Origin of the sequence: Rhizobium sp. YS-1r, from assembly GCF_000757525.1 — a bacterium.
In the GTDB taxonomy this organism is placed as follows: domain Bacteria; phylum Pseudomonadota; class Alphaproteobacteria; order Rhizobiales; family Rhizobiaceae; genus Neorhizobium; species Neorhizobium petrolearium.
On sequence record NZ_JPYQ01000006.1, the window covers coordinates 300,906 to 314,200 of the forward strand.

At 61.2% G+C, this 13,295-nt stretch carries 13 protein-coding genes; 4 read left to right on the forward strand and 9 right to left on the reverse strand.

The genetic code is table 11. The features are described 5' to 3' along the window. Positions 1 to 8 precede the first annotated feature (8 nt). The 4 genes from JL39_RS05930 to JL39_RS05945 are packed head-to-tail and all read right to left on the reverse strand — an operon-like array spanning position 9 to position 2,251. On the reverse strand, positions 9 to 380 hold the full coding sequence (locus tag JL39_RS05930) for a nitrile hydratase accessory protein (RefSeq protein WP_037147331.1): 372 nt from the start codon (positions 378 to 380) through the stop codon (positions 9 to 11). Next, complete coding sequence (gene nthB, locus JL39_RS05935) at positions 367 to 1,026, reverse strand: nitrile hydratase subunit beta (protein WP_037147333.1); 660 nt, start codon at positions 1,024 to 1,026, stop codon at positions 367 to 369. The genes JL39_RS05930 and nthB overlap by 14 nt, the downstream gene beginning before the upstream one ends. Then, positions 1,023 to 1,646, reverse strand: coding sequence for a nitrile hydratase subunit alpha (nthA, locus tag JL39_RS05940; RefSeq protein WP_037147336.1), 624 nt, complete (start codon positions 1,644 to 1,646; stop codon positions 1,023 to 1,025). Before nthA ends, nthB begins: the two co-directional genes overlap by 4 nt. A gap of 11 nt (positions 1,647 to 1,657) precedes the next feature. Next, entirely contained in the window at positions 1,658 to 2,251 is a 594-nt protein-coding gene (locus JL39_RS05945) for a LysE family translocator (protein ID WP_037147339.1), read from the reverse strand. Positions 2,252 to 2,422: 171 nt separating this feature from the next. Between JL39_RS05945 and JL39_RS05950 the strand changes: the two genes are divergently transcribed. Beyond that, positions 2,423 to 3,265, forward strand: coding sequence for an aldo/keto reductase (locus JL39_RS05950; protein ID WP_037147342.1), 843 nt, complete (start codon positions 2,423 to 2,425; stop codon positions 3,263 to 3,265). Here the strand turns inward: JL39_RS05950 and JL39_RS05955 are convergent. Genes JL39_RS05955 through JL39_RS05965 form a run of 3 tightly spaced genes read right to left on the reverse strand, consistent with a single transcriptional unit; the run spans position 3,262 to position 6,729 of the window. Beyond that, entirely contained in the window at positions 3,262 to 4,269 is a 1,008-nt protein-coding gene (locus JL39_RS05955) for a capsular biosynthesis protein (protein WP_037147345.1), read from the reverse strand. The two genes, JL39_RS05950 and JL39_RS05955, sit on opposite strands and share 4 nt — an antisense overlap. A gap of 45 nt (positions 4,270 to 4,314) precedes the next feature. Beyond that, entirely contained in the window at positions 4,315 to 4,887 is a 573-nt protein-coding gene (ilvN, locus tag JL39_RS05960) for an acetolactate synthase small subunit (RefSeq protein ID WP_037147347.1), read from the reverse strand. A gap of 48 nt (positions 4,888 to 4,935) precedes the next feature. Further along, positions 4,936 to 6,729 (reverse strand): acetolactate synthase 3 large subunit, encoded by a 1,794-nt coding sequence (locus JL39_RS05965; protein WP_037147350.1) that lies wholly within the window; start codon positions 6,727 to 6,729, stop codon positions 4,936 to 4,938. A 397-nt stretch (positions 6,730 to 7,126) separates the two neighbouring features. On the opposite strand from JL39_RS05965, the gene JL39_RS05970 reads away from it, so the two are divergent. After that, positions 7,127 to 9,229, forward strand: coding sequence for an ATP-binding protein (locus tag JL39_RS05970; protein ID WP_037147353.1), 2,103 nt, complete (start codon positions 7,127 to 7,129; stop codon positions 9,227 to 9,229). On the opposite strand, the gene miaA is transcribed toward JL39_RS05970, so the two are convergent. Next, entirely contained in the window at positions 9,230 to 10,123 is an 894-nt protein-coding gene (gene miaA, locus JL39_RS05975) for a tRNA (adenosine(37)-N6)-dimethylallyltransferase MiaA (protein WP_037147357.1), read from the reverse strand. Here miaA and serB point away from each other — a divergent pair, their 5' ends adjacent. Next, entirely contained in the window at positions 10,124 to 11,014 is an 891-nt protein-coding gene (gene serB, locus JL39_RS05980) for a phosphoserine phosphatase SerB (RefSeq protein WP_037147359.1), read from the forward strand. Next, complete coding sequence (locus JL39_RS05985; protein ID WP_152601056.1) at positions 11,011 to 11,604, forward strand: GNAT family N-acetyltransferase; 594 nt, start codon at positions 11,011 to 11,013, stop codon at positions 11,602 to 11,604. Before serB ends, JL39_RS05985 begins: the two co-directional genes overlap by 4 nt. Before the next feature lie 2 nt (positions 11,605 to 11,606). On the opposite strand, the gene JL39_RS05990 is transcribed toward JL39_RS05985, so the two are convergent. Next, the gene (locus JL39_RS05990; RefSeq protein ID WP_037147363.1) at positions 11,607 to 13,235 is read right to left on the reverse strand and encodes a Do family serine endopeptidase; all 1,629 of its coding nucleotides are present in this window, start codon (positions 13,233 to 13,235) and stop codon (positions 11,607 to 11,609) included. Between the last annotated feature and the right edge of the window lie 60 nt (positions 13,236 to 13,295).

Sequence of the window (13,295 nt, forward strand, 5' to 3'; positions counted from 1 at the left end):
GAAGAACCTTACCGCAGCGGATCATTCTCCAGGACGATCCGCTTGCCATGCGGCGTTGCCTCCGCCGCCCTCTGCCAGCTTTGCTGTAACGCGAGAATCGTATCGGCGTCCGCGACGCCCTTCGCAACCAGCAGGCCCGAAAGCGCCGCCACCCAGCAGTCGAAATAATCGCTGCCGTCCTCGGCGCGACCTGGCTTGTGCACTTCGACGGAAAGCGCCTTAGCCCATTCGTTCCAGGTAAAGACACCTTTCTCGTGCAGATGCACGGTCAAGGCGAACGCCTCTGCCGCCCAGGGCTCCGGAAACACCGGATCACCTTCCGGTGACTTCGGAAGACCAGGGGACCGCGCGAGCGCGGACGGAACCTCACACGCGCTCAAGATAGCTCTCCCATGCGTCGATTGAGACGGTCAGCGTCGGATCTGCACCCTCGCCCCAGATCTCGCCGCCGTCGAAGACGACCGTATAGACCCATTGCGGGTTTTCGCCCCTTCCATGCGCGTTGTCGTCGGGAAAGACGTAGGAGCCCTGCACGGCCTCCACGACACCGGTCTTGGAACGGGCATAGCGCGGCAGCCGCGTATGGGTGGTGGGGTTGAAATTCTTTGTCCGCACTCTGTCGCCCGGCTGGAAAAGCGGCTCCGTATCCACCGGCCGGTCGCAGGGACCGCCCCGCGCGAGCACGCCCGGAACCATATCCGCGGTCAGGATACGCTTCGGTGTGGCCGGCACCGTCTGCTTGTGACCGGAATCGGTCTCGGCTCTTGTTGCAAATCCATGCCGTTCCAGCAGCACTTCCAGCGCCCGGGTCCAGATTTCGTAGTAGCTGGCGGCCAGATAGTCCGCCGGCGGAATGTTTTCGCGCGCATGCCGGCTTTCATCGATAGACCAGGCGCCGAAGGCTCCGCAGGACAGCGTGATGCCGAGAGCCCGCTTCTCCCACTCCGCGTGGAAATAGGGCTCGTCCTTTTCCGGCGCGACCGGCCCGAACCCCATCTGTCCGCCGAGATCATGAGGCCCGTTCATGGCTGCGTTCCCGCAATCGCAGTACCGATCATCGCGTCGCGGCTGACGAGTTTGGCAAGCGCCTCCTCGCTCATGCCGTCGGTACCTTCCGGCCGCTCGGGAATGACGAGATAGCGCAGCTCCGCGGTCGAATCCCATACCCGGATTTTCCTGGTCTCAGGCAATGTCAGGCCGAACTCCGCAAGCACGCCGCGCGGATCGATGACGGCGCGGGAGCGGTAGGCCGGCGCCTTGTACCAGACCGGCGGCAAACCGAGCACCGACCATGGATAGCAGGAGCAGAGCGTGCAGACGACGAGATTATGGGTGTCCGGCGTGTTGAAGACGGCACGCATGTGCTCACCCTGCCGGCCGGCATATCCCAGGCTTGCGATCGCCGCCGTCGCATCCCGCTTGAGCCACTCCGCAAATTCCGGATCACTCCAGGCCTTGGCCACCACGTGGGCGCCGTTGCGCGGCCCGATCTTCGTCTCGTAGGTCTCAACGATCGCATCGATCGCGCCTGGATCGATCAGTCCCTTTTCCGTCAGCACCGTTTCAAGCGCCCTCACTCGCGCCTGCATGTCGCTGTAGCGGTTGTCATGGTGATGCTGGTGATCGTGGTGATGATCTTCCGACATGTCACTCTCCTTTACTTCAGCATCGGCCAGAGGCTCATGACAAGCAGGACGGCCATGGTGATGTTGAACCATTTGAGCCGGGCGGGCACGGACAGCCATTCACGGAGTGCCGAACCAAAGCCGGCCCAGGTGGAAACGCTCGGTACGTTGACCGCCGCAAAAGCCAGGCCGACAAGCAGCACGGTCGGCAGGTAGTAGTCGGGATTGGTGTAGGTCGCCATGGCCGTCACCGCCATGACCCACGCCTTCGGATTGACCCATTGGAACATCGCCGCCCCGAAAAAGGTCATCGGCTGTGCGCCGGTCTTGCCGTCGGAAAGGCTGCGGGACATACCGATCTTCCAGGCGATCCAGACAAGATAGGCGCCGCCGGCAAATTTCAGGATCGTATAGACCACCGGAACCGTTTGCAGCAGCGCACCGAGCCCGAGGCCGATCGCGAGCAGCAGCGAGAAGAAGCCGGCGCCGATACCAAGCATATGCGGAATGGTGCGGGTGAAGCCGAAATTCACGCCCGATGCGAAGAGCATCATATTGTTCGGTCCCGGCGTGATCGAGGTCGTGAAGGCAAACAGGACGAGAGCCAGAAATGTTTCCAGCGGCATGTGATCTCCCAAGATGCCAAATGGCCCCGTTACATCAGCCGCCTCGTGTCGCGGGAGGCTTGTCCTCTGGTGTAGGATCGTTGTGGACGATCTTCAAGCAGAACTTGGAACCTTCGACAAAAGCCATATGTCTAAATCGCACCCTTCCCGATACGATGATCAAGGTCAAACATGCCCGATATCCCGACAGCTACCCTGCCCTCTGGCATTTCCGTGCCGGCGCTCGGCCTCGGCACCTGGAACATGGGCGAGGACAGCCGCAAGGCGAACATTGAGATCGACAGCCTGAAGCGCGGTCTCGATCTTGGCATGACCTTGATCGACACTGCGGAAATGTATGCCGAGGGCGGCGCTGAAAGAATCGTCGCCGAAGCGATCATAGGCCGCCGCGACGAGACCTTCCTGGTCAGCAAGGTCTATCCCTGGAATGCCAGCCGCAAGGGCGTGATTGATGCCTGCGAAAGAAGCTTGGCTCGGCTGGGGACCGATCGGCTAGACCTCTATCTCCTGCATTGGCGCGGCGAACATCCGCTTGCCGAAACCGTCGCCGGTTTCGAGGAATTGCGTCGGGCCGGCAAGATTGCAGCCTGGGGCGTATCCAATTTCGACCTCTCCGACATGGAGGAACTGATGGCAGTGCCGGAAGGAAGAAATTGCGCCGCCAACCAGGTGCTCTACAATCTTTCCCGCCGCGGCATCGAATATGACCTCCTGCCCTGGTGCCAGGAGCGCGGCATCCCGGTCATGGCCTATTCGCCGATCGAACAGGGCCGGCTTGCCCACAGCGTTGAACTTATCCATATCGCCAAAGCCTATCAGGCGACGCCGGCGCAGGTAGCACTTGCTTTTCTCCTGGAGCGGGATGGCGTCATCGCCATCCCGAAATCCGCCAATCCGGAACGCGTCGCGCAAAACGCCGAGGCAGCGGAACTGGAAATCAGCGAAGAGGATTGGGCCGCACTCGACGCCGCCTTCCCGCCCCCGGAACGCAAACGCCCGCTTGAGATGATCTAGTCGATTTCGAGTTTTCTACGCTCGGCAACGAGCGTCTCGATCGCACCGAAGACATCGATTTCCTGCCAGGTGACCGTGTCGCGATAGGAAGGATAGAGGCTGAATGTCGCCGCCACGAGGTGATCGACGCCCGGCCGCGCCAGCCTTCTATGCAAAGCCTCGCTCGACCTCTCGCTCAGCCGGTCCTCGGTCAGTCCCCAGCCCGAATAGAAAGGTGCTCCATAACAACGCACGGGGATGCCGCGCAGCATTGCATCGAGACCGAATTGGCTCGACACTGTCCAGATCTCGTCGACGACGTCCAAAATCGAGGCGACGGAAACCGCATCGTCCATCAGGATGACACCGGGTGTCCGTGCCGCCTTTTCGGTGAGGTAACCTTTGCGGAAACCGGCCATCACATCCGGATGTGTGCGCACCACGCATTGCGCGCCGCTGGCGACAGCGTCCCCGAGCATGCGCGCGAAACTTTCAGGCGAACCGCCCGACATTGGTACGGAAACATCACCCAGCACCTGGTCGACAAGAAGAATCCGCCGCCGTGTTGTGCGGTCGAGCTTCGGTTCGAGATGCGGCAGGTTGTTGTATTTCGAGAGTTTTTCACGGACGAGCATCTCTCGGATATTCGCCCCAAGCCCTGCAATGTCCCCATCCACGGAACTCGCGATCAGCCTCTCCAGCCTGGAAGCCTTCGAAGCGTCGACCGGCATGCCGAGATCATCGACAATGACGGAAATCGGCAGGGTGTTCTGCTTGCCGAGACCGACCGAACGCAGGTAACCATCCTCAAGATACCAATAAGGCAGCCGGCGAAACCATGCGATCCTGCGGGCTAGCCTGGCGGTAGAACGCCCACCCCAGAAAACGATCCCCTTAACCCCCGGCGCGAATGCCGACTCCAGTTCGCGAATCCCGAAATAGTGCTTCAACCAGGGTGCCGATCGCGTCACGTAGTGGGTGGCGCCAAGGCGCATGCCGGCGGGTGGATACCAATCCTTCGTCAACCTTGTCCTCACCTCGCCAACCGATGCGCCGTTCCCCGCGTGCCCTCACATTCCCTGCGGGCCGCGGTTCATGGCAGCAATCCCCGTGCGGCAGACCTCCATCAGCCCGAGCGGTTTCATGATCGCCACGAACTGGTCGATCTTGGAGGATTTCCCGGTGATTTCGAAGATGAAATGTTCGACCGTCGCATCGACTACCTTGGCCTGGAAGGCTTCCGCAAGCCGCAGCGTCTCGGCGCGGCGCTCCCCGTGGCCGACCACTTTCACCAGCGCCACTTCGCGCTCGATCGGGCGCTCCTGCCCGAGTTCGCGCGCCCGCACCGTAAGATCCAGGACCCGGTGGACCGGCACGATGCGCTCAAGCTGCGCCTTGATCTGCTCGAGCACGCTCGGCGTCCCATTGGTGACGATGGTGATGCGTGAAAGATGTGCCTCGTGCTCTGTCTCCGAAACCGTGAGACTTTCGATATTGTAGCCACGGCCCGAAAAAAGGCCGATCACGCGGGCGAGCACCCCCGGTTCGTTGCTGACGAGAACCGAGAGCGTATGACTTTCGGCTTTCGCCGTCTCCGGTGCGATGAAGTAGGCTGAGCCGGTCGGTTGCTGATGCGCATTCATGGTCTTGGGTCCGTTTCCTCAGAATTCTGTTGAAGCATACCAACTCGTTTATACGAGCTGGCGCCCCTTGGCGTCGATCGCATTGGCGACCGCTTCGTCGGTCGCCTCGTCCGGCAGCAGCATTTCGTTATGCGCCTTGCCTGACGGGATCATCGGGAAGCAGTTGGCGAGATTGGCGACGCGGCAATCGAAGATCACCGGCTTCTTGACGGCAATCATCTCCTCGATCTTCTGGTCGAGCTCCTTCGGATCGTCGCAATACATGCCGACGGCCCCATAGGCTTCCGCGAGTTTGACGAAGTCCGGCATCGCTTCCGTATAGGAGTTGGACAGGCGGTTGCCGTGCAGGAGCTGTTGCCACTGACGAACCATGCCCATGTACTGGTTGTTCAGGATGAAGATCTTGACCGGCAGATTGTACTGGATTGCCGTCGACATTTCCTGGATGCACATCTGGATCGAGGCATCACCGGCAACATCGATGACGAGCGCGCCTGGATGCGCGACCTGAACGCCGATCGCCGCCGGAAAGCCGTAACCCATCGTACCGAGACCACCGGACGTCATCCAGCGATTCGGCTCTTCGAACTCGATGAACTGCGCCGCCCACATCTGGTGCTGGCCGACTTCCGTGGTGATGTAGGTGTCGCGGCCCTTGGTCAGCTCATAGAGGCGTTGCAACGCATATTGCGGCATGATGATGTCGCTGGAATGCTTGTAGGAAAAGCTCTTGCGGGCACGCCAGCGGTTTATCTGCGCCCACCAGTCTTCCGTCTGTCCCTTGGCCGGCTTGTGCGGCAGCGCCCGCCACAGGCGGACCATGTCTTCCAGAACGCTCCCGACGTCGCCGAGGATCGGCACATCGACATGGACGTTCTTGTTGATCGACGAGGGATCGATATCGATATGAATTTTTCGCGAGTTCGGCGAGAACGCGTTGATACGGCCGGTGATGCGGTCGTCGAAACGCGCGCCGATGCAGACCATCACGTCGCAGTCATGCATGGCCATGTTGGATTCATAGGAACCGTGCATGCCCAGCATGCCGAGCCAGTTCTTGCCCGAGGCCGGATAGGCCCCCAACCCCATCAGCGTCGAGGTGATCGGGAAACCGGTGAGCTGAACCAGCTCGCGCAACAGCCGCGAAGCTTCCGGACCGGAATTCACGACGCCACCGCCGGTATAGAAGATCGGCCGGCGGGCAGACGCCATCAATTCGACGGCAGCCTCGATGGCCTTGAGATCCCCTTCCTTCTTCGGCTGGTAGCTGATATTCGCCGCAATCTCTGGCTTCGACGTATAGGTGCCAGTGGCGAACTGGACATCCTTCGGAATATCGACGACGACAGGACCTGGGCGACCGGTCTGGGCGATGCGGAAGGCTTCATGGATGACACCGGCGAGCTCGTTGACGTCCTTCACCAGCCAGTTGTGCTTGGTGCAAGGCCGGGTAATCCCCACGGTATCGCATTCCTGGAAGGCGTCGGAACCGATCAGCGTCGTCGGAACCTGGCCGGACAGGCAAACCAGCGGAATGCTGTCCATCAGCGCGTCCTGCAACGGGGTGACCGCATTCGTCGCGCCGGGACCGGATGTGACCAGCATGACGCCGACTTTGCCGGTGGAGCGGGCATAGCCTTCAGCCGCATGGCCGGCACCCTGCTCGTGGCGGACGAGAATATGCTGGATTTCGTCCTGCTGGAAAATCTCGTCATAGATCGGCAGGACGGCGCCGCCCGGATATCCGAAGATATGTTCGACGCCATTGTCCTTCAGCGCTCTCAGAACAATCTCCGCGCCAGTCATCTGGTTATCTGGCATCTGGTTATTGCTGTCCGTCATCGTCTTCTTCCATTTCGCTGCTGGATTTTTACCGGCGGCTCCTCCGAGCCGGATTGAAGGCATAAAAAAAGGCCCCTTTTGAGGAGCCTGTCTACCGCGCATGGGTGGCTGTCGCCGGATGGTTACACCATCCTGCCCATGCGCGTTCCCACCACAATAAGAGCGATCGAGATTTTCATGGCGCGAAGTGTTAGCCAGATAAATGCCATTCGTCAACGCCACCTTGCACCAAAAAAAGCCATTCGGCTGATTTTGCTGCGCCGTTTTCGTCTCCTCACTAAGGGCACACCTACACGAGTTGTTAAGTCGCGGGGCTTATGCTGCGATATTTGAAGGACAGCGCCCCGACGGATGAGCCTATGACCCGATCCGCCACCCCAATGACAGGGGGTCGATTTTGCTGAACAACGATCTCCATCGTTCCGCATCCGCGGGAGAGCAGGATCGCCGCGATCTCCAGAAGCCCGGCAACCGTATGCTGGGCCGTGTCGTGGCCTGCAACGGTTCCAATGCAACCATTTCCGCTGTCGCCCAAAACGGTGAGACCGACCTCACGGAACTCTGGTCCGTCGGCCGGCTGATCTCGATCAGCGTCGGCGAAAACCGCGTCGTGGCGCTCGCCTATGCGATGGGGACCAGCGATGAAAGCTGGCGCGACGGCGAGGACACCGGCTTTCATATCGAGGTCGAACTGCTCGGCGAAGTCCGCAAAGGGGGAGATGGCCGCGAGGAGTTTTCCCGTGGCATCTCTCGCTATCCTTATCTCGGCGCCGTAGCGCATCGCATCCGCGCCGCCGATCTCCTGCGCATCTATGATACGGGCAAGAGCGACACCTGCGTCATCGGCAAGCTGACCCAGGATGAGAGCATCGATGCGACGATCCATATTCCCTCGATGCTCTCGAAGCATTTTGCGGTCGTCGGCTCCACGGGGGTCGGCAAATCCACCGCGGTGTCTTTGCTCCTCAACAAGGCGATCGAGGCCGATCAGAAGCTGCGCGTGCTGATTCTCGATCCGCACAACGAGTTCGCAGCCGCTTTTCCGGAACGCGCGGTCGTCATCGATACCGACACGCTCGACCTGCCCTTCTGGCTGATGCGGCTGGAAGAATTTGCCGAAGTGGTTTTCCGGGGCCGGCCCGGGGTGCCGGAGGAGCTCGATATCCTGCGCGACCTGATACCGGAGGCGAAGCGCGCCTTCCGCGGCAGCGATTCCCCGCTCATGCGCCGCACGACCGAAAAGAGCTCGATCACGGCCGACACTCCCGTGCCCTACCGTATGGCGGACCTTCTCGCGCTGATCGATGAGCGTATCGGTCGTCTGGAAGGGCGCGGTGAAAAACCCTTCCTGCGGTCATTGAAGATGCGCATCATGTCGGCGATCAACGACCCGCGCTATCATTTCATGTTCTCCAACAACACGATCAACGACACGATCATGGAGACGATCGCACATATTTTCCGCATTCCGGGCGGAGACAGGCCCATCTCCACCTTCCAGCTCGCCGGCATCCCCTCGGAAGTCGTCAACTCCGTCGCCTCGATCCTCTGCCGCATGGCATTTGAACTGGCGCTCTGGAGCAATGGCGCGATCCATATGCTTGTCGTCTGCGAAGAAGCGCATCGTTACGTGCCGGCCGACCGCGATCTTGGTTTTCTCCCGACTCGTCACGCGATCTCGCGCATTGCCAAGGAAGGTCGCAAGTATGGTGTTTCGCTCGGCGTCATCACCCAGCGGCCAGGCGAACTTGATCAGACGATCCTGTCGCAATGCTCGACCCTGTTCGCCATGCGGCTTTCCAACGACCGCGACCAGGAGATCATCAAGTCGGCCATCCCGAACTCCTCCATCTCGACGACCAGCTTCCTCTCCTCGATCGGCAATGGCGAGGCGATCGCCTTTGGTGAAGCGATTACGGTGCCTATGCGCATGAAATTCGCCAGGGTTGAGGAAAGATACCTGCCAAAGGCCAATGGCATCGCCGACAAGGGGTCGGAAAACACGCCGGACACGATCGACCTGCGTACGGTCGTGGCGCGCATGCGGGCCGCCAGCGGGCCGGATATTTCTGCCTTCCAGCAGAGTTATGCCGCTGCCAATCTCGCTTTTGCGGACGACATACCTGCCGACAACGCAGACGTGGATGACGAATTCCCACCGGCAACCGACGCAGAACTCGAACGATGGAACCAGGAAATCCGTGCCAATGGACACGTGGTGATCAATCGTCCGCCCGCCATCGGCGATCCACAGCCTGAACCATACCATCCGGATATGCTGCCCCGTCCGCCGGTTTCCGAGCCTCCCGCACCCCTTCGACCGGACCGCTTCGCGGACCTGCGCCGAGAACGCTCGACCGACGGTTCACAGCCGGTTTTTCAGCGCCCTCCTGCACAGCAGGAAGGTGCCCCGCGCCCCAATCCGCTGCTTCGCCGCGAAGGCTCGCTGCGCGAAAGCCTGCTGAAGAAGCCGCTCAGCAGCCTCTACGACAAGGATTGATCAGCCGATCCGCTCCCAGCTTTCGTCCATCTGGTTGCGGAACCAGGTCATCTGCCGCTTGGCATATTGCCGCGTCAGCGCCGAGGCGCGCTCGATCACCTCCTCGCGGCTCATGCGTCCTTCCAGCATCCCGGCAATCTCCCGAACGCCGATCGCCTTCATGATCGGCAGATCGGGCGCCGGATGGAGCGCCAAAAGCGCCCTCACCTCGTCCACCGCTCCACCCTCCAGCATTTTTTCGAAACGCCGATTGATGCGCTCATGAAGAATTTTCCGGTCGGGCAGCACGACAAGCTTTTTCGCGCGGGCGGGATCGATCACCGTCGCCCCCTGCCGACCCTGGAAGTCGGCGATAGAGCGGCCGGTTTCCTCCAGCACTTCGAGCGCCCGGACGATCCGCTGACCGTCCTTCGGCTCGAGACTTTCGGCCACCACTGCATCCCGCCTTGAAAGCTCCGCATGCAGCGCTTCCGGCCCTTCCTCCTTCAGCCGCAGTCTCACCCTGCAGCGGACATCCTGGGAAATCTCGGGCATGTCGGACAAGCCACCCGTCAATGCCTTGAAATAGAGTCCCGTTCCTCCGACGAAGACCGGCAACCGCCCTTCCGCGCGAAGCTTCGGCATGAAGTCCTGGACGTCGCGCAGCCATTCGCCAGTCGAATAGGCGCACTTCGCCAGCACATGCCCGTAGAGGAGATGCTGCACGCCTTCCATTTCCGCTTCGGAAGGCCGCGCCGTCAGAACCCTGAGCGTGTCGTAGACCTGCATGCTGTCTGCATTGATGACCACACCGCCTGCCTCCCGTGCCAGATGCAGTGCAAGAGCCGACTTGCCGCTCGCCGTCGGTCCGGTTATCAGGATCGCGTCCATTTCATCATCAAGGTCGGTCGTCATATGGCTTTCGTTGCCACGCTCATTGCCCATCCGTCAAATCCTGTTCTCAATGCAAGGGTCGGAGAACAGGCGGCCGACGCCGTGAAGGCCTCCGGCCTCTATTGGCTGGCGGACGGCATCGCCTGCGATATCGTGCTTCGCGACGATACGGACACTCAGGCGGTCGAGGCCAATCTCCGCGCCGTCGTCGCGGCTGCGCCGATCGACGTTGTCGTGCAGAATGCTGAAACCCGGCGGAAGAAATTCCTGATCGCCGATATGGATTCCACCATGATCGGCCAGGAATGCATCGACGAGCTCGCCGATGTCGTGGGGCTGAAGGACAAGGTGGCGGCAATCACGGCGCGAGCGATGAACGGCGAGATCGCTTTCGAGCCGGCCCTCAGAGAGCGCGTGGCACTCCTGAAAGGTTTGCCGATCACCGTCGTCGACGACGTGATCGCCAAGCGCATCACGCTAACCTCAGGCGGACCGGCCCTGATCGCCACCATGAAGGCGAGAGGTTTTTATGCCGCCCTTGTCTCCGGCGGCTTTACGGTCTTCACGAACCGGATCGCCAAGACGCTCGGTTTCGACGAAAACCAGGCGAACATCCTGATCGAAAAGGACGGCATCCTCACCGGCGAAGTGGTCGAACCCATTCTCGGCAAACAGGCCAAGGTGGATGCGCTTCTGTCCATTACCGAAAAGCTCGGCATCTCCCCCGAGGATGCAATCGCCGTCGGCGACGGCGCCAATGATCTCGGCATGCTCGGCATAGCCGGCTCGGGCGTTGCACTGCATGCCAAGCCGACCGTCGCCGCCCAGGCAAAGATGCGTATTGACTATGGTGACCTCACTGCCCTTCTCTATGTTCAAGGCTATCGCAAGGCGGATTTCGTGACCCCGTGAAAGAGCCAAAGATCATTCTCGAAACCGAACGCCTGCGGCTCCGCAGCTGGCTTGACAGTGACCGCGACCTGTTTCGTGAGATCAATGCCGATCCGAAGGTGATGGAATTCTTCCCGTTCCGGCGCTCCCATGAGGAAGCAGATGCTTTCCTGACGCGGCTCAACGACACGATCACCGAGACCGGGCTCGGCTTCTACGCCTTGGAACTCAAGGAAACGCGGGAGCCCATGGGCTTCTGCGGCCTCTCGCTTGCCAATATGCCGGAAATCTTCCCGGCCGAAACGGTGGAGATCGGCTGGCGGCTTGCCACCCGTTTCTGGGGCCATGGCTACGTCACGGAGGCCGCCCGCGCCCTCCTCGATTTCGCTTTCGACAAGAAGCACCTCGACGCCATCGTCTCTTTCGCCGTGACGGACAATCATCGTTCGACGGCCGTCATGAAACGGCTCGGGCTTCACCGGGTTGCGAGCCTCGATTTCGACCACCCGCGCGTACCCGATACGCATCCGCATCTGAAGCCTCACGTCGTCTATGCCGTGACGCGGGATGAATGGCTGCTCCAGAGGCAGAAAGCCGGCCAGCCCCGCTAGTCTTACTCCAGCGGCAGCGCCACGAAGCGGAGGTTGCCGGCGGGATCCGAAATCATCACATGCGCGTTGCGGCGGCCTTCTGCCTTCAGCATCTTGATCCGCGTGGCCACGTCATCCGGGCTTTCGACGAAATCCTGCGCCACTTCGACGACCACCTCGCCGGCCTTCAACCCCTTCTGGGCGGCAGGCGAATTCGGTTCGACGGCTGTGATCACCACGCCCTCGACGCTCTCGGCGATGCTGAAGCTCTTGCGGCGCTCTTCATCGAGCACGGCGAGCGTCATGCCGAAGGTCACGGCAGGCCCCTGGTCCGCCTCACCCTTCTGGTCGTCCGGCGCTCCGTTGTCCGGCGACATGTCTTGGCCCTGGCCTTCCGGCAGAGACGGCTGTTCAGTGTCATCCTCCGCCTCGGCGCTGTCTTCGAGCCGGCCGAGCGGCACCTTCACTGTCTGCTCCTTGCCATCACGCAGGATCACGACATCGACATCCTTGCCGACCGGGCTTTCCGCCACGATGCGTGGCAGGTCGCGCATCTCGTTGACCGGTTGGCCGTCGAAGGTCAGGATCACGTCGCCGGCCTTGATTTCGCCGTTCTTGATCGGACCATCGCTGACGACGCCGGAAACCAGCGCACCGCGCGCACGATCGAGGCCGAGGCTCGATGCCACGTCATCGGTTACCGGCTGGATGCGAACACCGAGCCATCCGCGTCGCGTCTCGCCGAATTCGATGAGCTGATGCACAATGTTTTCGGCAAGTTCCGTCGGTACCGCAAACCCGATGCCGATCGAGCCGCCGGAGGGCGAGATGATCGCCGTGTTGATGCCGATGACCTCGCCGCGCATGTTGAACAGGGGGCCACCGGAATTGCCCTTGTTGATCGCTGCGTCCGTCTGGATGAAGTTGTCATAGGGACCGGCATTGATATTGCGGCCTCGCGCCGAGATGATGCCGAGTGTCACCGACCCGCCAAGGCCGAACGGGTTGCCGATAGCCATCACCCAGTCACCGATGCGCATCCTTCGGGAATCGCCGAAACGGACTGCTTTCAACGGCGTCTTCGGCTCAACCTTGAGCACCGAAAGGTCGGTCTTCGTATCGGTGCCGACCAACCTGGCCTTGAGCTTGGAGCCGTTCGGAAAAATCACCTCGATGTCGTCGGCGCCTTCGATCACGTGGTTGTTGGTCACCACGAAGCCGGCCGGATCGATCACAAAGCCGGAACCAAGCGAAGAGACCTTCTGATTGCCGTTCTGATTGTCGGGGCTGTCGAAAAAATCCTCGAAGAATTCCTGGAAGGGTGATCCTTCCTGGATCTGCGGCTGTGGGCCGGCACCTCCATCCTTGACGCTCTGGGAAGTGGAAATGTTCACCACCGCATCAAGCAGGCCTTCGGCGAGATCGGCGATCGAGGCCGGGCCTGCGGCAGCCGGACCGGGCGGCGGCGGCGGATTGATGGTTGGAGACGGTGTCGGCGGCGCCGGCAACATGGACCCCGGCGGATTGCCGTTCTGCCCGGGAGACGGGGGCACCGGTGTCTGGGCGATCGCCTGCAAGGGCCCCGCCAATACGGCAAAAGCCGCCGTCAGCATGACGGTGTGCTTGAAGGACGATCGAACCGAATGGGCCATATGGCATCCTCGCTATTGGACTTTCCGCATCCCGAGAAGCGGCGCTCACCCGGGCGGGCC